Source organism: Brevibacterium sp. UCMA 11754, assembly GCF_021532275.1.
GTDB lineage: Bacteria > Actinomycetota > Actinomycetes > Actinomycetales > Brevibacteriaceae > Brevibacterium.
Genome location: NZ_JACBOT010000023.1, coordinates 84,115 through 108,302, shown reverse-complemented (window position 1 = coordinate 108,302; position 24,188 = coordinate 84,115). Strand labels below are relative to the sequence as shown.

Genomic DNA, 24,188 nt, shown 5'->3' with positions numbered 1-24,188 from the left:
ACTACCCTCCGTGGTCAATACTTCTAGGTAGCTTGGGCGTGACCGATTCCACTGGCGCAAGCGGCCGAATCACTCGACGCGACGGGAAATTCCGGCAGCAAGCGCGGACCGGAACCGTCGGAGCCGAGTTCGTCATCCGGATTGAGCACTCGACAACTACGCAACGACACGCAACCGCAGCCGATGCATTCGACGAGCTCTTCCTCCATCCGTTGGATCTCCTTGCGCCTGGCTTCAAGCCGACCGCGCCAGCGCTCGCTGATGCGCCGCCAATCCGATTTCCCGGGCATCCGATCCTTAGGCAGGTCGGAGAAGACCTCGGAGACCTCGACCAGCGGAATCCCCATCCGCTTGGCAACTTGGATGACGGTGACTCGACGGATCACGTGCCGGGCGAAGCGCCGCTGGCCGCCGGCCGTGCGAGTGGCAGAGATGAGCCCCTGCCGCTCGTAGAAATGCAGTGCTGAGACGGCGACTCCGGTGCGCTCAGCGACATCGCCGACAGAGAGCAGATCGGTTGGACTAGGTGTGCTGTCATTCATCCTTGACCTCAACAATGGTTGAGGTTCTAGCGTAGCCGATATGAGCGACGACAACGTGGACACAGACGAATCTGGCGCCGCACTGCCGGTGGCCGAAGGCCATTGGCGAGAACTCTTCAGTAAGGACTACGCGGCCGCCTCACTTGTACTGGCTGGCGGGATCGCCATCTATGCGATGAATATGTTCATCACGGCGGCCCTTCTGCCCTCGACCGTTGCCGACATCGGCGGTGAGCAATATTTCGCCTGGGTGACCACGGCATTCCTCGTCGCCTCGGTGCTCACCTCGATGCTTGTCGCCCGAGTCCTCGCAACATGGGGTGCAGCACGCGCGTACATGCTGGCCTTCGCGCTCTTCGGCCTCGGCTCCCTTGGCGCCGCACTGTCGCCGACGATGGAAGTCCTCATCGCTGCTCGCGTCATGCAGGGATTTGGCGGCGGCCTGCTGGCCGGGCTCGGTTATTCGGTCATCCCCAATGTGCTTCCCCGCCACCTGTGGACCCGCGCCACCGGGCTGGTATCAGCTATGTGGGGCTTCGGCACCTTGGTCGGTCCGGCGATCGGCGGACTCTTCGCCCAAACCCAGGCATGGCGGGGAGCTTTCTGGCTGCTGACCATCGTTCCCCTGGTGTTGGGCTTCGCCTCCTTGCGTGGATTGCCCCGCCGAGCCAGTCACCGCGTCGAGGCCGGGCCGCTGCCATGGGCGTCGCTGGGGCTTCTCGTTCTCGCCTCCGGCGCATTCAGCACCGCTTCCGTGACCCGTATCGGCTGGCCGACTGGCATCGCGCTTTCGATCGGCGTGGTTCTCGTCATCTGCTTCGTGATCGTCGACAAGGCAACAGCGTCACCCGTGCTCCCACATTTCACTTATCGCCGCGGCAGTCCCTTGAAGTGGATCTACCTACTGCTCGGAATCCTCAGCTCGGCGGCAATGGTTGAAATCTTCCTGCCCAAGTTCGGCCAGGAGCTCGTAGGGCTGTCTCCCCTGCTGGCAGGCATGTTCGGTGTCACGGTTTCAGCCGGCTGGAGCTTTGTGCAGCTTTTCAGCGCCAGCGTCGACGATCCGCGCACCCGCAGGCGCCTCATGCTAATCGGTCCCGTACTCGTCACGGCAGGAATCGCAGCATTCGCCGCCACACAGCATCTAGATGGCAGTTGGGTCATCTGGATCTGGGTGGGCAGTCTCGTCCTCGCCGGAGCGGGCATCGGCCTAGCCTTCCCTCACCTCAATGTGGCGGCGATGAGCAGCAGCGACGATCCCGTCCAAGGGTCGAAGGCGGCCGCCGGTCTGGGAACAGCAGAACTCATCGCCAACACGATCGCTTCGGCGCTCGCTGGAGTTCTCGTCGCCGTCGGCGGGCTGGGCGCCACCGGCTCGGCAACACTGGGGGCAGGCCTTGCCGTCCTTGGTGCCATCGGCATCGTCTTCGCGGTGATGATCGTCCGCAGGATCTCCCTGCGCTGACTCTCGTAAAGCAGTGCCCAGCCTTCACCCTTTGAGTCGCGTCATCTCCGGGTCGAAGATCGGCTCAGCGGTGACAGTCGCTGGCAGTCTGCGTCCCAGGTATTCGATCTCGACGCCGTCTCCGACACCCAGCGTGTTCGGCAGCCAGGCGTAGGCGATGGTCTGCCCGATCGAGTACCCATAGGACGCCGAGGTGACGTAGCCGTCGGCCTTGCCCGCACCGTTGCCGGCGCCGTCGACACTTGTCCCGGATCCAGCGCCTCCAGCCACATACACCGGCTCGCTCCCCAACACGACGTCCTCCCGCCGGTCGAGCGTCAAACACGTCAGCTTCGTCGTCGTTGCCGCCGCCCGCGTCTCGAGCGCGGCTTTGCCGCGGAAGTCATCGGTCTTCGAGGCCTTGACCGCGAAGCCGAGTCCCGCCTGGACGGGCTCGTGCTCGCTGGTCATATCGGAGCCAAAGGAGCGGAACCCCTTCTCCAGGCGCATCGAATTGAAGGCTTCACGACCTCCGGCGATGAGTCCGAATTCCCGACCGGCCTCCCACAGCACGTCCCAGAGACGGTGTCCCAGATCCATCGAGGTGTAGAGTTCCCAGCCCAACTCACCGACATAGGACAGGCGCATCGCCGTGACTGGAATGCCGCCGATGGTGATCTGCTTGGTACGGAAGTATTTGAGCCCGTCGTTGCTGAGGTCGTCGTTGCTGACCTGGCCGATGACCTCACGGGCGAGCGGACCCCAGAGGCCGATGCAGCAGGTTCCCTGCGTCGTCTCGCGCACTGTAGCCCACTTGCTCGGATCTGCCGCCGACTGTTCCCGTGCCGCGCGGGTGATGGTGGCGAAGTCGATATTCGAGTTCGCGCCCACCTGGTAGGTCTGCTCGTCGAGGATCGCGACGGTGATGTCGCTGGTGATGCCGCCTTCGTCATCAAGCAGAAGGGTGTAGCTGACAGCTCCCGGCTTGCGCAGCATCGACGAGGTGGTCAGCCCGTGCAGCAGCTCGCCGGCACCCGGGCCCTTGACCTCGAAGCGCTTGAGAGCGGTCATGTCATACATGGCCACATTCGTCCGCGTCTTCCATGCCTCGACCGCCGCGATCGGCGAGTGGAACATGTCCGCCCAGCCCTCACGCTCAGGAGCCTTCCATTCCTCAGGCAGTTCGTTGAGCAACGCAGCGTTGGCTTCATACCAGTGCGGGCGCTCCCACCCGTTCGTCTCGAGGAAGAATGCCCCGAGCTCCTTCTGCCGGTCGTTGAAGGGACTGAGCCGCACGTCCCGCGGCGAGACCCGTGGCTGCAGCGGGTGGATGACGTCGTAGATCTCGACGAAGTTCTGCTGAGAGGTCTCGCTGACGTATTCGGGGGTCGTGAGTGCGTCCTCGAAGCGGTTGAGGTCGATGCCCGACAGGTCCGAGTTCGAACGACCAAGTGAGATGAGTTCGGCAACGGCCTTCGCGATCCCGGCTCCGTGGGTGACCCAGACCGCCTCGGCGACGAAGAAACCATCGACCTCTCGGGACTGCCCCACGAGCGATCCTCCGTCGGGAGTGAAGGAGAAGATGCCGTTGAAGCCGCGCTGGACCTGAGTCTGGCGCAGTTCGGGCAGCAGTTCCTTGGTGGCCTCCCACTCTCGGGCGAAGTCCTCGGGAGTGAACTCGAGACTTGAGGGCATGACCTCGTCGGTGATCTCATCGGGCGAATAGGTGCGCAGCGTGTCGAGGTCGACTGGCATCGGCCGGTGAGCATAGGAGCCGATCCCGATGCGTTCACCCCATTCGCGGTAGTAGAGGTCCTTGTCCTGGTAGCGAAGAATGGGCGCCGAGGCTCCTGCCGGCTGCTCGTTCTTGCCGACGAGGCTGGGCACCTCTGTCGTCCAGGCAAACTGGTGCCCCAGAGGCAGCAGCGGGATCGTCGTGCCGACCATCTCACCGATCTTCGGCCCCCAGAATCCGGCGCAGGAGACGACGATGTCCGCCGGGAACCTGTCGTCGCCGGCCAGCACTGCGGTGACCTTGCCACCGGACTGTTCAATACCGGTGACGGTGGTGCGGTCGCGGAACTCGACACCAGCGGCCCGAGCGCGATCCATCACCAGCTGGGTGCCACGAGCGGCGAGCGCCAGCCCATCACCCGGAGTCAGAAGCCCGCCGAGGACCTTGTCCGGATTGAGCATAGGGAACAGCCGCAGGCACTCCTGCGCATCAACCACCTCGGCGTCGACACCCCAGGACCGATTCCAACCGGCACGACGGTGCAGGTCCTGGAGTCGGTCGTCCTGGGTGGCGATCTCAAGTCCGCCGACGGGCAGGAACGAACCGCGACCATCGGGACCGGTCAGCGAGGTGAGCTTCTCAATCGTGTACTGCGCGAACTCGGTCATCGACTTCGACCCGTTCGAGGAGAACACCAGTCCGGGAGCATGCGAGGTCGAACCACCGGGGATATTCAAGGGCCCCTGTTCGAGCACGAGGGTGTTGGTCCAGCCGAGCTGGGCGAGTTCGTCCGCGAGGTTGGCTCCGACGATGCCGGCTCCGATGATGACCACGCGAGGTGAAGATGGTGAGGAAATCGGCACTGTGTACTCCTTTGTGGTGCAGTGGGAAAATCAGATGGTGCGAAAAGTTGAGTTGCTGCGATCGCTCAGGCGTCGATGACCAGATCGCTCGTCGCCGTCGAGCAGCAGGGAAGGAACTTCCCGGCATCGATCTCTCTGGCGCGGATGCCGCCCTGGTGATTCATGTCGACCTCCCCGTCGAGTTTGACGACCTTGCACGAACCGCACATGCCTTCTTGGCAGTTCGCACCGATCTTCACACCGGCACGACGAGCGGCGTCGAGGACGAATTCCTTCGAATCTACGCGAACGTTGAGTCCGGTGCGCACAAAGGACATCAGGTGCTCGCCTTCGCCCACGGTAGCGAAGGTCGTCGGATCGACAACCGTGACTTCGTCACCTGGTGCCTCACCGTCCGTCGCCGAGGCGGTCGCCGGGGTGGTTCCGACAGCGGAGTCTGATCTGGTGTCCAGCACCGGCTCATCGCCCGCCTCGGCGGCCGTCCCAGGCTCGATCCCCGCCACGACCACCTCGGCCTCCGGCTCGACCGGAACTTCGGCCAAGGCGTCGACGGCCTCGAGCGTCGGACCTGTGGCCTCGACGGGCCCGTCGGCCGTATATTCGGGTTCGTACATCTCCAAGGCGGCGGGCTGCGCTTCGTAGTATTCCTCGCTGGCCGAGGCGATCTCTTCGGCGATCTCGCCTGCGATCGCTACTTCCTCGGCGTATTCGGCACGGGTCTCCCGGTCGCCGGAGAAGAACTCCATGAACACCGAGGTGTCGTCCACTCCGACCTCGCGCAAGCAGTCCGTCGCCGTGTTGAGATATCCCTCGGGACCGCATGCGAACACCTGCCGCCCATTGGCATCGGGGACGACTTCTTCGAGGAGCGCGGTCGAGAGACGGCCGGTCTTTCCGACCCAGACGCTTCCAGCGCCAGCAGAATCCTCGTCCTGCTCCCGATCACCGAGGGTATATATGACCTCAATGCGAAAGTCGGCCTTCTGCAGGAAGTTCAGCTCCTCGGCGAAGGCGAAGCGATCCGGGGCAGAGCCGTGATAGAGAAGGACGACATCGGCCTGCCCCGGCAGTGAATGGATCGTACGCACCATCGACATCAGCGGAGTGATCCCCGCACCCGCTGCCAGCAGGAGGTAACGGGCTCGCCGATCGTAGTCAGCGAGGTGGAACGCACCCACCGGGCCCAGCATCTCAAGCGTGGTGCCGACCCGAAGGGACTCGTGCGCCCACGGCGAGACGAGTCCCTTCGGGTCACGTTTGATCGTGATGGAGAACGTCCACGGTTCCGTCGGGGCACTCGAGATCGAGTAGCTCCTCGACACCGGCTCGGCATCCGGACCATGCACGGGGAAGTCGATGTTGATGTACTGACCGGACCGGAATGCCAGTGGAGCACCGTCCATGCGCCGGAAGACGAAGACCATCATGTCGCCCGCCTCGGGGATGGTCTCCACGCACTCGGCGGAGAACTCCTGCGGATGCCAAGGGCCCAGAGCCGTGGCGGCACCGGCAGGTCCCGTCGTGCTGGAGAGGACCCGGTTCCATGGCATCTCGAGGCCCCGGGTCCGCTGCGCCAGCGGAGTCGTGGGGTCGGCGAGGCGCTTCATTCCACGTGCTCCCGCATCCGAGTCACGTACCAGTTGATGAAGGCCTCGACCTGATATTCGCTCTTCATATACGGGCCCTGCTCGTAGAACGGACTCGTCGCTCCCTGCTGGCAGAGCTCGACGAAATTCTTGTCCTGCAGGTTCGTCTGCTTCCACGTGTGCGTCAGCGTCTCGAGATCGTAGTCGACACCTTCGACGGCATCGTCGGCGACGAGCCAGGTGGTGCGCACGAGCGTCTGATGCGCGTTGATCGGGAGCACGGTGAAGGTCACCACATGATCCCCGAGGAGGTGGAACCAGCTGTTGGGCTGCAGGTGCATCGAGCAGCGACCCAATCGGAAATCGGGAAGATCCCCGAGGAGCTTCTTCACCAGACGTCGGCCGTCGGCCGAGAACGACTCCCCCTGCCCGTCCAGGGATTCGCGTGAGATCCGGATTCCGGCGATGCGTGTGTCGAGTTCCTCGACGACTTCATAGGGCAGTCCGTAGCGACGGCACCGGTATTCCAGTGCGGCCTGCGCCTGCTGATTGCGGTCCCAGACGTCTTCGAGGTGAGGCGGGATCGTCTCATCGGTCAGTCCCCAGGTCGGGAACAGGGCGCAGGCAAGCTCCGGGTGGCCATCGCAGTGATAGCACTCGCGGTTGTTCTCCATCACGAGCTTCCAGTTGGCCTCCTCCACGATGTTCTGCTGATAGGCCACCTTGGTCTTCGCAAGTTCGTGCGGTCCGACGTAGGGGGCGAAGATCGCCGCGGTGTCGTCGAAGTCGGTGGGTGGTTCCTCTGCCAAGCAGAGGAAGACGAGACCCGCGACGATCTTCCCGTGCGCGCGCTTGAGCGAGTAGCAGGCCTTGTCGAATTCCATCTCACCCGGCGCCGAGGCGTGGATGAGCTGGCCATCGGGCGAATACGTCCACGAGTGGTACCCGCAGACCAGATTGCCTGTGGTGCCTGCGGCCTCGGTGAGGACGCGGGCGCCGCGGTGGCGGCACACATTGTGCAGAACGTTGACTCCGCCGTCGTCGGTGCGCAGCACGAGAAGGGAATAGGGACCGAAGTCGAGGGTGACGTAGTCCCCGGGCTCGGGAATCTCTGCAACGCTGCAGGCGAAGACCCAGTTCTGCCCGAAGATGGCCTGCATATCGAGATTGAAGAGATGGTCGTCGGTGTAGAAGGGAGCCTCGAGTGAGAAGCCGGTACGTCGCGTGTCGAGCAGTTGACGGATCTCATCGAGTCTCTCTGCGCTGAAGCCGGCAGGGAAACCCTTCTTCGTCGGCGCCAGATTCACTGCGGTCAATTCCATCTCCCTTGATGTCTGCTGCTGTCACAGACGACATTAGCGAGAACAACACTGCAGGAAAAGCGCGAGATTCCAACTGGATATGTACGGAATAACCGCATGATCCGAGGCACAATGGTGCCATGATCGATCCGCGCATCATCACGCTGCGAACCTTCGCCGCCTGCGGCACCGTTGCCGCTACTGCCGAGCTCACCGGATATTCCCCCTCCGCGGTGTCCGGGCAGCTTCGAGAACTCCAGCACTCACTGGGAATGACACTGCTCGTCAAGGACGGGCGTGGGCTGCGACTAACCTCGAGTGGGCGCTATCTGGTGCGACGCTCGGACGCGCTTATGGCCGAATGGGAGGACATTCGGGCGGCGTCTCTGACTGCGGGAGACCAGGCTCCGTCTCAGTTCGGCATCGGCGGATTCTCCACCGCATCGTCGAACCTCCTCGCCCCCTTGGCGGCGAAGCTGCGTGGTGAGCACCCAGACGTCGGTGTCCACGTCATCGAGGCGAGCCCTTCGCGGTGCTTCGAGCTTCTTGTCGCCGAACGCATCGACCTCGCCGTGGTCGTCGCGATGCAGGGTGAGGTCCAGGTCGAGGAGGATCCCCGGTTCGAGAGGATCGATCTGCTCGACGATCCGCTCGACGTCATGGTCCCCTCCGACCACGAAGTGGCTGAGCGGGAGTCGGTCTCACTGGCAGAACTCGCCGGTGAGGAATGGATCAGCGCCGGGCCGGGCTCGCCGTATCACGCGCTCTTCGTCGCGGCGTTCACCGCCGCCGGAGTAACCCCGACGGTCTCACACGAGACCATCGAGTGGGAGACCTCGGCGGCCCTCGTCGGAGCCGGAGTCGGAGTCAGCCTAATCCCCCGCCTGGCGAGCTCGCTGGGCGAAGCGAACGTGACCAGGGTCAGACTGAGTGGATCCGGTCGTCTGAGCCGGAAGATCATCGCGGCTGTGCGGGCCGGCAGCAGGGATTCCCCGCTCATCCGGGAGTCACTGGCCCACCTGCGAACGACGGCACGTCACATACTGTCCACCCGCCTCGGCGAGGTTCCGTCATCAGCATGATGACTGCGGTCTCAGCGGTCGGACCTGGGCTATTGACAGAAGTCTTCCGTGACGGCGAGACTGCTCGTAAGTCTGACAGCAGACTGATATTTCAGGAACCGGCGGCGCTTCCTGAACACCCTTCGCCTACCGATCACAGTTCACCGGCGCTTCCTGAGAATCAACAGTGGTGCGATACGAATGGAGACTCAACGATGAGTAACAAGGCAATCAGCTACGCAGGTCCCGGCAAGGTCGAGGTCGTCGACACCGAATATCCCGAGTTCGTCCTCAAGGACGGCCCCGGCGTCCATCCTGCCAATGTCGGCCGCAAGGTCGATCACGGCGTCATCCTCAAGACCGTGGCCACGAATATCTGCGGCTCCGACCAGCACATGGTCCGTGGTCGCACCACCGCGCCAGAGGGGCTCGTCCTCGGCCACGAGATCACCGGCGAGGTGGTCGAAGTCGGTCGTGATGTCGAATTCGTCAAGGTCGGCGATCTCGTCTCCGTGCCGTTCAACATCTCCTGCGGACGCTGCCGGAACTGCATCGAACGCCAGACCGGCATCTGCCTCAACGTCAATCCCGACCGCCCAGGCTCTGCCTACGGCTATGTCGACATGGGCGGATGGGTCGGCGGACAGGCCGAATACGTCCTCGTCCCCTACGCCGATTGGAATGTCCTGAAGTTCCCGGACAAGGACCAGGCAATGGAGAAGATCCTCGATCTGGCCATGCTCTCCGACATCTTCCCCACCGGCTTCCACGGTGCAGTAGGGGCCGGCGTCACCATCGGTTCGACGGTCTACGTCGCCGGCGCGGGTCCGGTCGGAATCGCTGCGGCCACCTCGGCGCAGCTCCTCGGTGCATCGGTCGTCATCGTCGGCGACCTCAACGAGGACCGCTTGGCACAGGCACGTGCATTTGGCTGCGAGACCGTCGATGTCTCCAAGGGGGATCCGAAGGATCAGATCGAGCAGATCCTCGGCACTCCCGAGGTCGACTGCGGCATCGATGCCGTGGGCTTCGAAGCCCGTGGACACGGCAAGGATGCAGCCACCGAGGCTCCGGCTACCGTGCTCAACTCGCTCATGGACATCACTCGCGCCGGCGGCAGCCTGGGCATTCCCGGGCTCTACGTCACCGGCGACCCGGGAGCTGCCGACAAGGCGGCCCAAGAGGGATCGCTGTCGATGCGCTTCGGGCTCGGCTTCGCGAAGTCCCATGTCTTCGTCACCGGCCAGTGCCCGGTCATGAAGTACAACCGCGGGCTGATGCACGCGATCCTCAATGACAAGGTGACGATCGCGAAGAACGTCAACGCCACCCCGATCGCCCTCGACGACGCCCCACAGGGCTACGCCGACTTCGACTCAGGTGTCGCAAAGAAGTTCGTCCTCGACCCCCACGGCCTGATCAAGGCCTGAGCCCAGTACCGCGGGCCGCGGGCCGCGGGCACGGCCTTCCGCTCGGCAACGGTTGGTAACTTCTGGTCGATGAATTGCAATTTTTCGACCAGAAGTCACCAACCGTTCGCTGCCATCACGTGCCACCACATCGAGAAACGGGTGCTGCGTAGAGACATCTGGGTACACACCCGTGCGCCGACGCAGCACCCGTTTCTCGATGCCGAGCGGCCTGCCACCTACGTGTTTTGCTTTTGTTGCATGGCAGATGCTGAAAGGCTGCGAACCCATAGCTTCTACGCATTCCCTTGACGCGTCGGCGAAGCTACAGAACCTATGATCGCAAGTCGCGTTCGCCACAGCCATCCTTGACCTCTCACATGTATGCAACATACGATCTGAAGCATGCATACAGACCCTACTGGTCCAGCGTCGACTCTTCTGGAACGGCTTCGCGCGAAGATCACACGCGGCGACCTCGAGCCCGGGAGTCCGCTCTCCGAGGTCTCACTGGCCCAGGAGTTCGACGTCTCCCGAACCCCCATCAGGGAGGTGCTCAAGCAGCTGCAGCTCGAGGGACTCATCGAGATCCGGCCCAAGGTCGGCACGTTCATCCGAGAGCCGACCCGTCGGGAGATCGTCGAAATGTTCCAACTCAAAGAGGTACTTGAGGGCTTGGCAGCGGCTCTCATGGCTCGGCGAGGCCCCTGCCTCCAACTCGATATGCTTGAAGACAACGTCGCCGCCTCGGAGGTCACATCGCAGGCCGGCGACACGGACACCTATGCCGGCCAGGTGCAGGGATTCCACCAGACGCTTGTCGAAGGCGCCGACAACAACAAACTCGTCGAACAGTACGGTCGGCTGATGAATCAACTGTCCTTCTACAGACTCGTGCGCAGGACGTTGGACCACCCAGGTCGCGCGGTGAGCTCGAGCGGCGAACACCGCCAGGTACTCACCATGATCCAGGACAAGGACCCCTTCGGCGCCGAGACCACGATGCGGTCGCACGTCTTCGCTTCGACCCAAGAACTGCTGGTCCCCCGCACTCGCACGACTCTGTCGATAGACCGGGAGCCCTGAAGCCGGTCGGCCGGCCCAGTTCGCTGTCCGACCGCCGGTCGTCAATGTCGAAACAGGCGCATCGCGCTCGATGAAGGTGCACTTGTTTCTGCACGTGTCAACGTACCAGGCGTTCAGATATCGGCAAGGTGAAGGTTACAGACAAGGGGAGAGCGCGCCCGATTCCGCTTGTATGTTTCTGAGAATGCACACTTTGTCTCGAGTCATCCTCACCAGCACCGTTATCAGCGCCCTGACTTTCGGAACCTTGGCACCCGCGATCGGTTCTCCCACCAAAACCGCTGATCAACCAGCTTCGCTATCCCTGCCTTTGGCAGATGAACCGCAAACGTGGGTGGGCGCCCACCGGGGACAGTGGCGTGACCACCCTGAGAACTCGGTGCCCGGCATTCTGCAGGCCGTCGACGACGGAGCTGAGGTGATCGAGATCGACTTCAAAAAAACGAAGGATGGGCACTTGGTGTTGAATCATGACGACACCGTCAACCGCACCACCAATGGCAGGGGTCGCGTCGAAGACCTCACTCTGGCCCAGGTCAAAGAACTTCGCCTTCGCCAGGGGCAGGGGAACGGACCGTCTCCCCTGACGGATCTGCACGTACCCACGTTCAGTGAGATCTTGGAAGCAACCAGGGGACAGAATATCCTCCTTAACCTCGACAAGGGGTGGGAGTACCGGGATCAACTGATCGCGGAGCTCGACGCTGCCGGGATGCTCGACTACGGGCTGTTCAAGGGCGCACCGAATGCCGAGGAGGCCAACGAGTTCATGGCGGCCAATCCGCGAGCTCAGTACATGCACATCATCGACGATGACCAAGTCGACGACTTCGCCGAGTTCACCACGAACATGCCCGACGCAATCGAAGTTGCCTTCGACACCCTCGAAGATACCCAGGCTCAGCCCGAGTATCTGGCCGCAATCGACGCTCGAACCGATCTGTGGCTGAACTCGATGTGGGACTCCGTCGGCGGTGGCTACACCGATGAGGCTTCCCTGCGCGATCCTAACCTCGGCTGGCAGGCGATGGTGGACCTCGGCGCTGATGTCATCCAGACCGACAACGTGCGCATGATCGATGCCTGGCGTGATGGCCGCGATGTGACCACCGCCGGAATGAAGCCCTCCAGCATCCGAGCCCAGGCCGAAGACTTCCTCGATGACCCGGCGCACTACGCGGACAGCAATGACCACAACGACTGCGTGTCCGGCAAGGCAATCCGAAACCCACAGTCCCCGGTGGACGTGTGCGACCTCGATGGTTCGCACATCGTCCAATACATTCAGGACGGTGAACATTTCACCCTCGAAGTTGAGGTCGACCGCCCCGGCATGTACACCCTGAGCCTGCGTCACTCGGGAGACAAAGAACCCGGTGGCACCGTCACCGTGGATACCGAGGCCGAGCACAGCACCCCGGTTGCCCTTCCGAACACCACACACAACCGAGCCTTCACGGTCACCGACCTGGGCAAATACAAGTTCGACAAGGGCACCAACCGGATCAAGCTATCTTTCACCCACCCTGACTATATGAGCGTCGACTGGCTCCAACTCGACCGCGGCCAGCGTGCCGATCGGGACCTTATGAATATGCGCATCGCCGCACGATAGATCTCTGCAGGTCCAAACTGTGTCGCCCACGAAGGCGGGCATCAGACTCCTATCGAATCTGAGACCCGCCTTCTTTCGCATCCCTGCAGGCCTGACACATCCCTGCCGGTCTGGCGCAACCCCGGTGATCGGCGGCTCGATGTGCCCGGCCTCCGGGACCGGGCGACTCGACGACGTATCAGCGGAAGTTGGGGACGACCTCGTTGATGAAGAGCTGCAGTGAGGCCTTCTTCTCTTCGTGAGTCAGTGCATTGTCGGACCAGAAGCTGTATTCGTCGTAGCCGAGGTCCTCGTAGTGGCGGATCCGCTTGGTCACCTCATCAGGCGTGCCGATCATCGCAGACTTATGCAGCGCTTCGAGCTCGAATTCGGGGCGATCAGCGAAGTTCTCCGCCGGAGTCGGATCGAGGAAACCGTTCTCGTGATCCTTCTTCCCGAATGCCCAAGAGGAGAAGGTGCGGTAGTACTTGTTGACGCCGGCCGCGCCGACCTTCCAGCCTTCCGGATCCTGAGGCGAGTGAACGTAGGTGTGCCGCAGGACCATGATCTCGGGACGTTTCTCGACCTCCGGGTGCGCGGCGATCGCAGTGTTGAACTTCTCCATCAGGTCCTCGACCTCACGGTCGTCCTTCATCAGCGGCGTGACCTGGACGTTGCATCCGTTCGCGACGGCGAAATCATGAGTCTCCGGACTCCGCGCGGCCAACCAGATCGGCGGGGTCGGCTGCTGGATCGGCTTGGGTACAGCCGTCGAGAGCGGAAACTGCCAGTGCTTGCCCTCATGAGCGTAGTCGCCCTGCAACAGCTTCTGGACGGCCGGAACCAGCTCTCGCAAGTACTCCCCGCCGTCCGCTGCGGCCATGCCGTCGGCCAGGCGGTTGAACTCGAACTGATAGGCCCCGCGAGCGATTCCCACCTCGGCGCGTCCGCCGCTGATGACATCGAGCAGTGCGACTTCTCCGGCGGCGCGGAGCGGATGCCAGAACGGAGCGATGATCGTTCCGGATCCGAGCCTGATCGTCGAGGTCTGGGAGGCCAGGTATGCCAGCTGTGGCATCGGACTCGGAGAGGAGACGAACTCCATGGAATGGTGCTCGCCGATCCACACCGTCCCGAATCCGCCGGCTTCAGCTAGTTTCACCAGCTCGACGAGGTTCTTCCAATGCTGTTCCGGACTGATCGAGTCGTCCCAGCGTTCCATGTGCAGGAAGAGTGAAAAGCGCATGATGTGCTCCTTAGATCTCAAGCGTTCTTGCTTTGTGTGCTCTATTTCGTGGCTTCACGTTCGCCGATCGTCGTGTTCGTGCGCGACCAGAGGTCCTTCTCCACTTCGCGCACGATCACCGTGATGTTCTCTGCTGCGGCTCCGGTGGTCTCTTCGGCCACCCGGTGCACTCCTGCGATGAGGTCACGCAGCTGTTGCGGATCTCGGCCCTTGGCGATTGAGATGTCGATGAGAGGCATGTGAGCCGGTCACCGCCCCAGAACGAACGGGTCGGCCATGGCGCCTTCGTCGGTATTGATCCAGATGCTCTTGAGCCTCGTGTACTCGTGCATCGACTCGATTCCGTGTTCGATGCCGACTCCCGAGTTCTTGAATCCCTGACGCGGTGACATCGGAGACATCGCCCGGTACATGTTGATCCACACGGTGCCTGCGTCGATGCTCTGCGACATCCGCATCGCCCGCTGAAGGTTCGAAGTCCAGACGCCCGCAGCCAAACCGTAGTCTGTGTCGTTGGCCAGGCCCAGTACTTCGTCTTCGGTGTCGAAGGGCATAATCGCGGCAACTGGCCCGAAGATCTCCTCACGGCAGATCCGCATATCGTTTGTCGTATCCGTGAGCACCGTCGGTTGGAAGAAGTAGCCGGGGAGGTCAACCTCGGGACGCTGCCCGCCGTAGGCGATGCTGCCTCCTTCGGACACTCCGATGTCGACGTACTCTGCGACCTTGTTCAGTTGGCTTTCGAATGCCAATGGGCCGAGTTCGGTCTTCGGATCCATCGGATCGCCGATGATGATCGACGAAGCCCGCTGGGTGACCTTTTCGAGCAGTTCGTCGTAGACGCCCCGCTGAACGAAGACCCTGCTGCCGGCGATGCAGGTCTGACCGCCCGCTGCAAAGATGCCTGCGATGACGCCCATGGCGGCATTCGACACATTCGCGTCATCGAAGACGATGTTCGGGCTCTTGCCTCCCAGCTCGAGGGTGCAGCCGATGAATCGTGAGGCCGCGGCACCGGCGATCGCAGAACCCGTTCCAGTCGATCCGGTGAATGAGATCTTCGCGAGTTTCGGCGAATCCACGAGAGCCTGACCCGCCTCGGCGCCGATTCCGGTGACGACGTTGACCGCGCCGTCGGGGAAGCCTGCCTCATGAGCGAGTTCGGCCAAGCGCAGGATCGTCCGTGATGTGTACTCACTCGGCTTGATGACGGCAGTGTTGCCGGCGGCCAGGGCTGGTGCCAATTTGGAGATCGTGAGAGTCATGGGCGAGTTCCACGGGGTAATGAGCCCGACGACGCCAAGAGCCTCTCGCTGGGTGAAGTTGATGACCTCAGGCGAGTTCGTCGGAATCTGCGAACCCTGGACTTTGTCGGCCAGGCCGCCATAGTAGTAGAGGTATTCGGGGAGGCCCTTGAGCTGCCCCTTCATCTCGCGCAGGAGTTTGCCGTTGTCTTCACTCTCGAAGCGAGCGAGGTCGTCGGCGTTCTGCCCGATGAGATCGCCGAACCTGCGCAGCAGGTGACCTCGCTGTGTCGGTGTCGTTCTCTGCCACGCCGCCGATTCGAATGTCCGGCGCGCAGCCTCGACGGCGTGATCGACGTCAGCGGCGGCCCCACGGGCGAACTCGTAGAGAGTTTCCAGCGTGGCCGGATTGGTACTGTCCAGGTATCCTCCATCGGCTGGAGCACTGTGGGTGCCTCCGATGAAGTGCTCGAGTCTGAGAGTCACGGCTGATTCCTTTCTGACTGATGGATGAGGTGGTCGAGATGGCCGACGAGCACCTCGGGATGGGTCACTGGCAGCATGTGCCGGGCCCCGGGGACGATGACGACTTCGGTGTCGGGAACCCGGGCCGCGATCCGGTGGCTCATCTCCGGTGTGGAACCGGGATCGGATTCTCCGGTCATCGCAAGGGTCGGGGCTGCAATCGCAGGCAGCCTGTCGGCGAGTTCCCTGTCAGCTGTGGCGAAGACGGCGTAGGCATGCGCATAGGAGGCCGGATCGTTGGCCATGAGAACTGGGCGCGTCTCCTCCCGCTGGGCTTGCCAGTCGGTTCCGTCATCGTCGGGGAACCAGCGTTGCAGAGCGGTTTCCATGCTGGCAGGCAGATCCCGGCGCGCGTTCCGCAGCCGGGTGGCCACAGCGGCCGATTCGTCCTCGGTCCGAGCGCACACCGAACTCACGCAGGTGAGAGTGCGCACACGTTCGAGATGGTCGAGGGCGATCTGTTGGGCGATGAGCGATCCCAGGGAGAATCCAACGAGGTGGACCGGCCCGGACGGCATCCGGGCCGCCACATCCGCGGTCATCTCTGTCACCGAGGTCGGCTCCTGCAGTGGTGGCCGAGTTCCATGTCCTGGAAGATCGAGCGCAACACTCGGAGACCTCAGCAGTCGTTCCACCCGTTGCCAAACGTTCCTGTCGAGTCCGACCCCATGGAGCAGGACGACGGGGACGTCATTGTCATCCCGCATGATTCGGCACCCTACTTGTCGGCCGATAGCGGCGCGAGCCGCTGCTGCGGACGTCCGCCCGTCGATCCCGCGAGCGCAATGAGGATCTCATCGGCATGAGGTGCGTCCGCAACCCTCCATTCGAAGGTCTGGTGGTGCGAGCGGATCGTTGCGTCAGTGAAGTGCTTGAGCGGAATGTCGAAGACCGCTCCCGCCTCGCCGCGTTTCTCGACGGCTGGAAGCAGGGTGGACGCCTGAGCAGCATCACGGAAGTGGTTGCCGAACTTCAGTGTGTGGATGAGTGCGGAGCCGTGCTCGATCTCACCGTTGAGGCCGATGATTGCGGCCTTGCCGTAGGCTTCGAGGCTGCCGCCGAGTGCTTCCATGACCCGGGGAGCAAGCTCAGCGCCGAGGGCGCTGGCGGTGGCGTCGATGCCTGGGTTGAGGTCCTCGACGAATCCCTGACCGCGCCAGGGGTTCTCGATCACTGCGGCAACTGCAGCGACGGTGATGACGGGGCTGGTCTCGCGGCCGCCTTCGGAGAGGATCTCTTCGACGACGGTGGTGAGTTTGCGGATCTTCATTTGACGAGTCCTTTCAGGATCTCTGTGGTGACTGTGCCATCGGTTCTGCGGTCGCCTATGCGGGCGAACGGCCGGGGGCCGGTCGAGGCTGCGGCGATCACGCAGATCTCATCGGCTCGTGGTGAGTCCGAGAGGTGGATGTCGATTGTCTGGTAGTGGTCACGTGAGGTGGCGTGGGCCTTGTGCCACATCGGCACCCGAATCGTCGACGATGGGCCCGATCGGCCGTCGGCGAAGCAGATGACCGAGGTGCCTTCGAGCATTTCGCGCAGGATATTGCCGAAATAGGGAGTGTGGATGAGTGCACCGGCATGTTCGATCTCGCCATCGACCCCGACCACTGCGCCCTTGCCGAAAGCTTCGACGTTCTCGGCGGATCCGAGGATCGACAGAAGTCGATCGGTCAGCACCTTCGCCAGCACCGGAGCGATCCTCTCGGTCGCCGGACCCAGATCACTGTGTGGATCGATGCTGTCGATCCACGGGTTCCTCAGCACGGCCACCGCGGCCGCCTGCTGCAGCGGTTTGCTGAGGCCGACACCAGCCTCAGCGAGGATCTCCTCTCGCTGAATGGTGATCGAACGGACACCAAGTCGCTGTGCCAGTTCATCGAAATTCGCCGGAAGCTCCTCGTGCTCGCCGAGGCGGCCGATGCTCTCATCCTGCTCGCGTGCGGTCGTCGTGCTCATCGTGTCAAAACTCCAGTCTGTTGCATACAAGAAATCTACTTGCATGCAAAGATGAAAGTCAATAGCCCATACAGATCCCGATAAATCAGGGTTTCAAAAACCTATTGACTAATACATCACAGTGATTCTACGATCTCTAGTATGCAACAGAGCAAAGAAGCACGTCCTTACGACGACGTTAAGACGACCATCATCGGAACCTGGCGCGAAGCATGGGACATCGGAAACACCGATGCTCTCGATTCACTCTTCACCGACGACTACGTGCGCGTCTCCGCGAACTCCGGCAAGGAGAAAAGCGTTGAGGAGACCAAGGCAGAGATCAGTGAGATCCGCGCAGCTTTCCCAGACCTCACCACCACGATCGACCGTATCCTCATCGAAGGCGATCAGGGAGCCATCTACTGGCACTCCACCGGCACCTTCACCCGGCCGCTCAATGATGTCCCTCCCACCGGGCAGCAGGTGACGACCCACGGTTCGAACCTCATCACCTTTAATCAGGGCGTCATCAGCCGGGAAGAGGTCACCTGGGATGCGCACGCGCTGCTAGCCGACCTCGGACTCAAGTCCCTGTCCTCAGCATTCGAATCCTACGCAGGTGACGTAGTCACCGATGACTTCTCCGGCGAACCGTCTTCGGCGTCGCTCAAGTCCTTCAACAGGCAGTTCATCACCGGAGTGACAGTCGTGACGACCACGGACGAAGACGGAAAGCCTCGTGGCCTTGCGGTGAATTCCTACAATTCGATCTCACTCGACCCGCCGCTGGTCCTCGTCTGCGTGCAGAAGACATCCTCGACCTACCCCGCACTCTTCCGCTCCACCCACATGGGGATCAACATCATGAGCCGCAACCAGCGAGGAACCATAGGCACCTTCGCATCGAAGGCGACAGACAAGTTCGCTGAGCTCGACTGGCATTCCGGACCCCATGGATCACCACTTATCGACGGTTCGGCAGCCGCAATCGAAGTCGAGATCAAGGAACGCTTCCAGGCCCTGACCCATACGATATTCGTTGGTCGGGTGCGCAGCGCGGAGGCCTCCGAGGACGAGCCGATGATCTACAAAGCCGGCAAGTTCTTCGACAGCCAGGACCTCACCTCATTGTGACCGCGAGGCTCCAAGTACGCCCTAGTTCGCGGAGCCTCGTTCGCTATGAACCACCGGCCTCAGTTACTTGCTGAACTACTTCTGCCGAAGAATTCTCTCCCTACCGTCCGCATTTACTGCGTCAAGGTGTACCCACCCATATCTGGAGACAACGATGTCAATGTTAGAAGACCAAGACGTGCCGCCGAGCGATTCGTCGCCCGACGAGGGCGCCACTAAGCAGGTCAAAGGCGGCCGCTCGAACCGTTCAATAGGGAGAGTCTTCCTTTGGTCGGTCGGGTTTGTGATTGCATTCGTGCTGTGGGCGGCGCTGTCTCCTGAAAGTCTCAGCGTCGCCATGACTTCTGCGATGGATTCCGTGGCCTCGGGAATCGGTTGGATCTATCTGGTTGTTCCATTCGCGGCTATCGTCATGCTCGTATGCTTCGCCGCAAGTCGATTCGGCCGCATTCGCCTAGGTTCAGAAGACTCTCGACCTGAGTACAGCACCTTCTCTTGGCTGGCCATGATCCTGGCGGCAGTTATGGGGATTGGCCTCGTCAGCTATGGAGTTGCTGAACCGATGTCGCATTTCATGGTGCCACCTCATGGCTTGGCAGAGCCTGAAACGATGAATGCGGCAATCCGAGCGATGCAATTCTCTTATCTCGATTGGGGTTTCCAAGCCTGGGCGATCTTCGGCGTGTTCGGCTTGGCTATTGGCTACTCGACTCACCGCAAGGGGCGACCGGCCCTTGTCTCTACGATGCTGCGTCCGGTAGTCGGTCGCTTCGTCGATGGCTGGGTGGGAAACTTCATCGACGTCCTCACCATCATTGCCACTCTATTCGGCACGACGACATCACTCGGGCTCGGAGCGTCACAGATCGGAGAAGGACTCAACACTGTCTTCGGCATTGATTCCACAATCGTCTTACAGATCATTGTCATCGCAGTCCTGACGATGCTCTTTACCGGGTCAGCGCTGACGGGAGTAAGCCGAGGTATCAAATACGTCTCTCAGATCACGTTGACTATGGCGACAATATTAGGGTTGTTCGTCTTCATCACTGGACCAAGCGGCTTCGTTTCAAATTTACTCGTCCGCTCCATCGGTTCGTTCGCCGGAGACTTTCTGCAGCTCAGTTTCATGACTCCGTCCAGCCCCGAAGACAGCGAATGGATGCTCGGCTGGACCTACTTCATGATGGCTTGGTGGCTGTCCTGGAGTGCCTTCGTCGGCATCTTCTTAGCCAAGATCTCCAAAGGCCGCACAATTCGCCAGTTCGTCGCCGGCGTTCTCCTCGTTCCGAGCACTGTGTTCTTTCTGTGGTTCACTATCATGGGAGGCTCTGCGATCAAACTCGACATGGACGGAGGCTCCATCGGACATGCAACTCAAAACAATATGGACACAGCATTCTTCAGCCTTCTCGACCATCTGCCGATATCGCTGCTGTCCTCGATCTTCACAATTCTGATGGTCATTCTGTTTTTCGTCTCCTCTGCCGACTCGAACACCTTCGTCCTCAGTTCACTCTCATCGCGAGGATCATTCGAACCTCGCCGACCAGTAATCGCGACGTGGGGAATCCTCACCGGTGCTTGCGCCGTCGTTCTGTTGCTGCTCGGCGGACTTCAAGCCCTGCAACAAGCGGCGATGCTATCAGCAGTACCCTTCACAGTCATCGTCATCGTTCTCGGAATCGCACTGATCAAAGAGCTGCGCAATGATCATCAAGTGGTCGAAGAGATCGCTCGCGAGCGACGAGTCCTCGGACTCTGAACAACGGTTCGCAAAAGCATATCGAGCAAACACAACCATTGCCACGCCTCATCTCGACCATTGAACCGTAGGTTAAGGTTCGGCACCGATCGCATAGGTAGCTCAGAGACCATCACCGAATTCTGAGTTCGGGCTGAAAGCCAGCAGCTCTTCACCGACAAACCGGTGGAGCGTTGAAACAAGGGTGTGCCCGCGACTCTGCGCTCCACCGGTGTCTCGGTGCCAAGCCATATCAAGGCCCGAGGCAGCTCTGCCCCTCAACCCACCTCGTCGAGCAGACGTGTGAACGCGAGGTGGGCCAGGGCTGCTGCCTGGTCCCCAAGCAGCCCGTCGTCGAAGACGACCCTGGGCGAATGATTCGTCTCCGCGCTCGGGTCCACCCCCTCTGGAGTGGCTCCGAGGAACACGAACGTACCCGGCACATTCTGCAGCACATAGGAGAAGTCCTCGGACCCCATCCGCGGGGCAGCCATCTCCTGAACATGGTCCGAACCGAAGACCTCGCCGAGGCGGTCGATGGCCAACTGAGTCTCCGCCGGGTTGTTCACGGTCACGGGGAAGCCGATCCGGAAGTCCACCTCGGCGGTGCACCGGTGTGCCCGGGCAATGTTCTCAGCGATCTCAGGCACACGTTCCTGCAGCAGAGCGATCGAATCGGCTGAGAGATAGCGGACCGAGGCGGTGAGCTTCGCGGTGTCAGGAATGATGTTGCTGGCCTGCGAGCCTTCCAGCTGGGTCACGGACACGACGACCGGGTCGAAGATGCCGAATGACCGCGACACCATCGTGTTGAGGGCGAGCGCGATCTCGGCGACGGCAGGCACTGGGTCGCGAGTGGCCTGCGGTTGGGAGCTGTGGCCACCGGCGCCGTGGACCTTCAGATTGAGATCGGCGAACCCCGCCATAAGCGGCCCACCCTTGGTGGTGTACCGTCCGCGCACATCAGCCTCGACGTGAATTCCGTAAGCCGCGACAAGTGGCACGTCTGCCGCTTCGAGGAGGCCCTCGGCGATCATCGGCTCGGCGCCTCCTTCGACCTCCTCGGCGGGCTGGAACATGAATACGATAGACCCGGGCAGCTCGTCTCGGTGCGCGGCAAGCAGACGAGCGGCGCCGACGAGACCAGCGGTATGCATGTCATGGCCACAGGCGTGCATGTTGCCGTTCGTCGAGGCGTAGTCGAGCCCGGTATCCTCGGCCACCGGCAGGGCATCCATGTCCCCACGCAGCAGAACTGCAGGCCCGGGACGTCCGCCCTTGAGCACTGCCACGATCGAGGTCAGAGACTCCCCTGTGCTGATATCGAGGCCCAGATCGGCGATCTCCTCGAGGACGGTCTTCTGGGTGAACGGCAGCTGGTACCCAAGCTCGGGATTGGCGTGCAGGGTACGACGCAGTCTCACAAGATCGTCGTGCAGCCCCTTGGCCTCGGTGCGGAAATCTGGAATGGATGAGGATGGTGATGCGGACATGTACGCGGTTCTCCTTCGGGCCGAATGAGCTGTGAATCCGACTCTACTGAGATTCCGGCCCGACCGCGCTGTCATAGGCTGCGACGAATCAGGTGAAGTCCGCAGGGAAGTCATCGACCCGGTCCCCGAGCGCGTCGAGGCCGGAGGTGAAGGCGGTCGTCCCAACTATGGATCTCGGGCCGCGTCGTGCGTACCGTGGACGGTGACGCCACCACTCGACGAGGAGCCCACCGTGCGCATCATCATCACTCAGAACACGACTCTTGACGGTCGAATCGAAATGCTCGACGACTGGTTCGACCCGCAGGCCCAAGATGAGGAGCTGTCCGCCGAGCTCATGCGTCAGTCGGCCAACGAGGATGTACTGCTGCTGGGTCGGCAGACGTTCGAGGACTTCCGCGGCTACTGGCCGCTGCAGACCGATGACACCACAGGGGTCGCCGAGCACCTCAACCAGGTCGACAAGCGGGTGGTGTCGACGACGCTGACCGAACCGGACTGGCAGAACTCAACCGTCATCAGTCAGGACCCTCTGCGCGCCGTCGAAGCGCTGCGCGAGGAGCCAGGTCGCGACGTCATCCTCACCGGAAGCATCACCCTGGCGCATGCACTGATCGGCGCCGACCTCGTCGATGAGTACCGGATGTTCACCTATCCGGTGTGGCAGGGACGTGGCCGCGGCTTCTTCCCCGAAGACACCCGGCCTCGACTGCAGCTGCTCGACTCGAAGTCATTCGTCAGCGGCGTCGTCTATTCGGCTTACAGCCCACAGCAGTGAAGCGACTCAGGCCGTGCCGAACATGACCTTTCGCCCGTCGGGGTCTTCGAGGGTGACGACGACGTCATCGACCTCGATGAGTGGCGCACCAACGCTCTGCACATGATCAAGGAACGCCTCCAGATCGGGGATCCGGAAATAGAGGTGGGTGAGATTGGACGACGGGTTGGGCGGATAGCTGTAGTCGGCGAAGGCCTTCGCGTCATGAAGCGCAATCTGGACACCGTCGATATCCAACATCCAATAGGTGTACTCGTCGCTGCTGACCGTTTCCAACGGCACCCCGGCAACGTCCCTGTAGAAGTCAGCTGTCACCTCGGCGTTCTGGCAGGTCAGGAACACTCCGCGAAATTTCGATTGCATCTGTGGACACCTCCGTCCGCAGCCCGGCCTCCGTTGCGGCCGACCGCACATCCAATTCATCCCGAGTCTATCTGCCGTCGCTGACTCGACATAGAGGCAGCACGGACAAGGCCCGTGGCGTTGAGCGCCCCCATGGGCGCCTCCATGCCCAACCGCCGCAATCCGGCTTGCCAAGCGACATTCATACTCCACACATACTTCGGTGAATCGCGACTGTTAGCCTGACAGGCTGATCCCGATTTCAGGAGTGAATGTGCAGAAGAGCAAGTGGCTGCTGGGCCTCGCCTTGTCCGTATCCGTGGTGTCCTTCGCCGCTTGCGGTTCAGCCGAGGACAAACCAGCGGACGAGCAGACATCCGCCGCGGCTGAGCAGAAGCAGGGGCAAGACCAGGCCCAGGGACAGGAACAGGGCAAGAGCCAAGAAGGCAAGCCGAACACTGATGGCATCCCCAAGGTCGTCGCCGAGGTCAACGGCAAGAAGATCACGAAGGACGACTTCGTCCCCCTTTACGAAACTCAGTACCAGCAGATGCAGATGCAGTCTCAGCAGTCGGGTGAGCAGGTCGATGAGAAGCAGCTCAAGACGCAGACGGCCGAGAACCTGGTGAGCACCGAGCTGCTCAGCCAGGAAGCCGAGAAGCGCGACATCAAGATCTCCGACAAGGACGTCGACAAGGCTCTGGGCGAGTCCGCCAAGTCCAGCCAGATGAGCAAGAAGGACTTCCTCGCCGCTATGAAAAAGCAGGGCATGGACGAGAAGAAGGTCCATTCCGAGCTGCAGACTCAGCTGTCGATCGAAGATCTCATCAAGGACGAGTACGGCGAGTTCAAGGCCAGCGGAGAAGAGATCGGCCAGGCCTACGAACAGGCCAAGACTCAGCAGGAGCAGATGGCGCAGCAGGGCGGCCAGCAGGCTCAGGAAGTCCCACCTCTTGAGGAGATGCGTCCTCAGCTCGAGGAGCAGGTCAAGAGCCAGAAATCGACCGAGGCGACTCAGAAATACGCCAAGAAGCTTCGCAAACAGGGCGACGTCACGATCAACCTCTGACCGGAACGCCACAGGCACCGGCCAACGGGCTCTGACTGCCAGAGACTCGGG

General features: G+C 61.8%; 21 protein-coding genes. 9 read left to right on the top strand and 12 right to left on the bottom strand.

Annotation, left to right across the window (positions count from 1 at the left end; genetic code table 11):
• Positions 1-23: 23 nt before the first annotated feature.
• Positions 24-542, bottom strand: a complete 519-nt coding sequence (soxR, locus tag HX613_RS11615) for a redox-sensitive transcriptional activator SoxR (RefSeq protein ID WP_235345470.1) — start codon at positions 540-542, stop codon at positions 24-26.
• A 40-nt stretch (positions 543-582) separates the two neighbouring features.
• On the opposite strand from soxR, the gene HX613_RS11610 reads away from it, so the two are divergent.
• The gene (locus HX613_RS11610) at positions 583-2,007 is read left to right on the top strand and encodes an MFS transporter (protein WP_235345469.1); all 1,425 of its coding nucleotides are present in this window, start codon (positions 583-585) and stop codon (positions 2,005-2,007) included.
• Positions 2,008-2,031: 24 nt separating this feature from the next.
• Here the strand turns inward: HX613_RS11610 and HX613_RS11605 are convergent, their stop codons facing one another.
• From HX613_RS11605 to HX613_RS11595, 3 genes are all read right to left on the bottom strand, one after another.
• Positions 2,032-4,584 carry a GcvT family protein gene (locus HX613_RS11605; RefSeq protein WP_235345468.1) on the bottom strand — a complete coding sequence of 851 codons (2,553 nt, stop codon included), beginning with the start codon at positions 4,582-4,584 and terminating at the stop codon, positions 2,032-2,034.
• Positions 4,585-4,649: 65 nt separating this feature from the next.
• A complete protein-coding gene (locus HX613_RS11600) occupies positions 4,650-6,191 on the bottom strand; it encodes an iron-sulfur cluster-binding domain-containing protein (protein WP_235345467.1) in 1,542 nt (513 codons plus the stop codon).
• Positions 6,188-7,492 (bottom strand): aromatic ring-hydroxylating oxygenase subunit alpha, encoded by a 1,305-nt coding sequence (locus tag HX613_RS11595; protein WP_235345466.1) that lies wholly within the window; start codon positions 7,490-7,492, stop codon positions 6,188-6,190. Before HX613_RS11595 ends, HX613_RS11600 begins: the two co-directional genes overlap by 4 nt.
• 119 nt (positions 7,493-7,611) lie before the next feature.
• On the opposite strand from HX613_RS11595, the gene HX613_RS11590 reads away from it, so the two are divergent.
• The 4 genes from HX613_RS11590 (at position 7,612) to HX613_RS11575 (ending at position 12,642) form a co-directional block, all read left to right on the top strand.
• Positions 7,612-8,553 carry a LysR family transcriptional regulator gene (locus tag HX613_RS11590; RefSeq protein WP_235345465.1) on the top strand — a complete coding sequence of 314 codons (942 nt, stop codon included), beginning with the start codon at positions 7,612-7,614 and terminating at the stop codon, positions 8,551-8,553.
• Between the two features lie 194 nt (positions 8,554-8,747).
• On the top strand, positions 8,748-9,962 hold the full coding sequence (gene fdhA, locus HX613_RS11585; protein WP_235345464.1) for a formaldehyde dehydrogenase, glutathione-independent: 1,215 nt from the start codon (positions 8,748-8,750) through the stop codon (positions 9,960-9,962).
• 384 nt (positions 9,963-10,346) lie between these two features.
• Positions 10,347-11,027 carry a GntR family transcriptional regulator gene (locus HX613_RS11580; RefSeq protein ID WP_235345463.1) on the top strand — a complete coding sequence of 227 codons (681 nt, stop codon included), beginning with the start codon at positions 10,347-10,349 and terminating at the stop codon, positions 11,025-11,027.
• Between the two features lie 184 nt (positions 11,028-11,211).
• Entirely contained in the window at positions 11,212-12,642 is a 1,431-nt protein-coding gene (locus tag HX613_RS11575; RefSeq protein ID WP_235345462.1) for a glycerophosphodiester phosphodiesterase family protein, read from the top strand.
• 178 nt (positions 12,643-12,820) lie between these two features.
• On the opposite strand, the gene HX613_RS11570 is transcribed toward HX613_RS11575, so the two are convergent.
• Genes HX613_RS11570 through HX613_RS11545 form a run of 6 tightly spaced genes read right to left on the bottom strand, consistent with a single transcriptional unit; the run spans position 12,821 to position 17,595 of the window.
• Positions 12,821-13,867: an LLM class flavin-dependent oxidoreductase gene (locus tag HX613_RS11570; RefSeq protein WP_235345461.1), complete on the bottom strand. Its 1,047-nt coding sequence runs from the start codon at positions 13,865-13,867 to the stop codon at positions 12,821-12,823.
• Positions 13,868-13,908: 41 nt separating this feature from the next.
• On the bottom strand, positions 13,909-14,106 hold the full coding sequence (locus tag HX613_RS11565; RefSeq protein ID WP_235345460.1) for a tautomerase family protein: 198 nt from the start codon (positions 14,104-14,106) through the stop codon (positions 13,909-13,911).
• A 9-nt stretch (positions 14,107-14,115) separates the two neighbouring features.
• Positions 14,116-15,597 carry an aldehyde dehydrogenase gene (locus HX613_RS11560; RefSeq protein WP_235345459.1) on the bottom strand — a complete coding sequence of 494 codons (1,482 nt, stop codon included), beginning with the start codon at positions 15,595-15,597 and terminating at the stop codon, positions 14,116-14,118.
• Positions 15,594-16,343, bottom strand: coding sequence for an alpha/beta fold hydrolase (locus tag HX613_RS11555; RefSeq protein ID WP_235345458.1), 750 nt, complete (start codon positions 16,341-16,343; stop codon positions 15,594-15,596). The genes HX613_RS11560 and HX613_RS11555 overlap by 4 nt, the downstream gene beginning before the upstream one ends.
• An 11-nt stretch (positions 16,344-16,354) precedes the next feature.
• Positions 16,355-16,906 (bottom strand): amino acid synthesis family protein, encoded by a 552-nt coding sequence (locus tag HX613_RS11550; protein ID WP_143924698.1) that lies wholly within the window; start codon positions 16,904-16,906, stop codon positions 16,355-16,357.
• Positions 16,903-17,595, bottom strand: a complete 693-nt coding sequence (locus tag HX613_RS11545; RefSeq protein ID WP_235345457.1) for an amino acid synthesis family protein — start codon at positions 17,593-17,595, stop codon at positions 16,903-16,905. Before HX613_RS11545 ends, HX613_RS11550 begins: the two co-directional genes overlap by 4 nt.
• A 141-nt stretch (positions 17,596-17,736) precedes the next feature.
• Between HX613_RS11545 and HX613_RS11540 the strand changes: the two genes are divergently transcribed.
• Both HX613_RS11540 and HX613_RS11535 read left to right on the top strand, forming a co-directional pair.
• Complete coding sequence (locus tag HX613_RS11540; protein ID WP_235345456.1) at positions 17,737-18,711, top strand: flavin reductase; 975 nt, start codon at positions 17,737-17,739, stop codon at positions 18,709-18,711.
• Between the two features lie 67 nt (positions 18,712-18,778).
• On the top strand, positions 18,779-20,476 hold the full coding sequence (locus tag HX613_RS11535) for a BCCT family transporter (RefSeq protein WP_235345455.1): 1,698 nt from the start codon (positions 18,779-18,781) through the stop codon (positions 20,474-20,476).
• 257 nt (positions 20,477-20,733) lie between these two features.
• On the opposite strand, the gene HX613_RS11530 is transcribed toward HX613_RS11535, so the two are convergent.
• Positions 20,734-21,948, bottom strand: a complete 1,215-nt coding sequence (locus tag HX613_RS11530; RefSeq protein ID WP_235345454.1) for a M20 metallopeptidase family protein — start codon at positions 21,946-21,948, stop codon at positions 20,734-20,736.
• A 31-nt stretch (positions 21,949-21,979) separates the two neighbouring features.
• Here HX613_RS11530 and HX613_RS11525 point away from each other — a divergent pair, with 31 nt between their 5' ends.
• The gene (locus HX613_RS11525; protein ID WP_328284948.1) at positions 21,980-22,726 is read left to right on the top strand and encodes a dihydrofolate reductase family protein; all 747 of its coding nucleotides are present in this window, start codon (positions 21,980-21,982) and stop codon (positions 22,724-22,726) included.
• Positions 22,727-22,732: 6 nt separating this feature from the next.
• On the opposite strand, the gene HX613_RS11520 is transcribed toward HX613_RS11525, so the two are convergent.
• Positions 22,733-23,089 (bottom strand): VOC family protein, encoded by a 357-nt coding sequence (locus HX613_RS11520; RefSeq protein ID WP_235345453.1) that lies wholly within the window; start codon positions 23,087-23,089, stop codon positions 22,733-22,735.
• A gap of 253 nt (positions 23,090-23,342) precedes the next feature.
• Between HX613_RS11520 and HX613_RS11515 the strand changes: the two genes are divergently transcribed.
• The gene (locus tag HX613_RS11515) at positions 23,343-24,137 is read left to right on the top strand and encodes a SurA N-terminal domain-containing protein (RefSeq protein WP_235345452.1); all 795 of its coding nucleotides are present in this window, start codon (positions 23,343-23,345) and stop codon (positions 24,135-24,137) included.
• Positions 24,138-24,188: the final 51 nt, after the last annotated feature.

Bases quoted from the DNA above. Each gene is read 5' to 3' on its own strand.
- soxR (WP_235345470.1), bottom strand. From the start codon at position 542: ATGAATGACAGCACACCTAGTCCAACCGATCTGCTCTCTGTCGGCGAT.
- HX613_RS11610 (WP_235345469.1), top strand. From the start codon at position 583: ATGAGCGACGACAACGTGGACACAGACGAATCTGGCGCCGCACTGCCG.
- HX613_RS11600 (WP_235345467.1), bottom strand. From the start codon at position 6,191: ATGAAGCGCCTCGCCGACCCCACGACTCCGCTGGCGCAGCGGACCCGG.
- HX613_RS11595 (WP_235345466.1), bottom strand. From the start codon at position 7,492: ATGGAATTGACCGCAGTGAATCTGGCGCCGACGAAGAAGGGTTTCCCT.
- HX613_RS11590 (WP_235345465.1), top strand. From the start codon at position 7,612: ATGATCGATCCGCGCATCATCACGCTGCGAACCTTCGCCGCCTGCGGC.
- fdhA (WP_235345464.1), top strand. From the start codon at position 8,748: ATGAGTAACAAGGCAATCAGCTACGCAGGTCCCGGCAAGGTCGAGGTC.
- HX613_RS11580 (WP_235345463.1), top strand. From the start codon at position 10,347: ATGCATACAGACCCTACTGGTCCAGCGTCGACTCTTCTGGAACGGCTT.
- HX613_RS11575 (WP_235345462.1), top strand. From the start codon at position 11,212: ATGCACACTTTGTCTCGAGTCATCCTCACCAGCACCGTTATCAGCGCC.
- HX613_RS11570 (WP_235345461.1), bottom strand. From the start codon at position 13,867: ATGCGCTTTTCACTCTTCCTGCACATGGAACGCTGGGACGACTCGATC.
- HX613_RS11565 (WP_235345460.1), bottom strand. From the start codon at position 14,106: ATGCCTCTCATCGACATCTCAATCGCCAAGGGCCGAGATCCGCAACAG.
- HX613_RS11555 (WP_235345458.1), bottom strand. From the start codon at position 16,343: ATGCGGGATGACAATGACGTCCCCGTCGTCCTGCTCCATGGGGTCGGA.
- HX613_RS11550 (WP_143924698.1), bottom strand. From the start codon at position 16,906: ATGAAGATCCGCAAACTCACCACCGTCGTCGAAGAGATCCTCTCCGAA.
- HX613_RS11545 (WP_235345457.1), bottom strand. From the start codon at position 17,595: ATGAGCACGACGACCGCACGCGAGCAGGATGAGAGCATCGGCCGCCTC.
- HX613_RS11540 (WP_235345456.1), top strand. From the start codon at position 17,737: ATGCAACAGAGCAAAGAAGCACGTCCTTACGACGACGTTAAGACGACC.
- HX613_RS11530 (WP_235345454.1), bottom strand. From the start codon at position 21,948: ATGTCCGCATCACCATCCTCATCCATTCCAGATTTCCGCACCGAGGCC.
- HX613_RS11520 (WP_235345453.1), bottom strand. From the start codon at position 23,089: ATGCAATCGAAATTTCGCGGAGTGTTCCTGACCTGCCAGAACGCCGAG.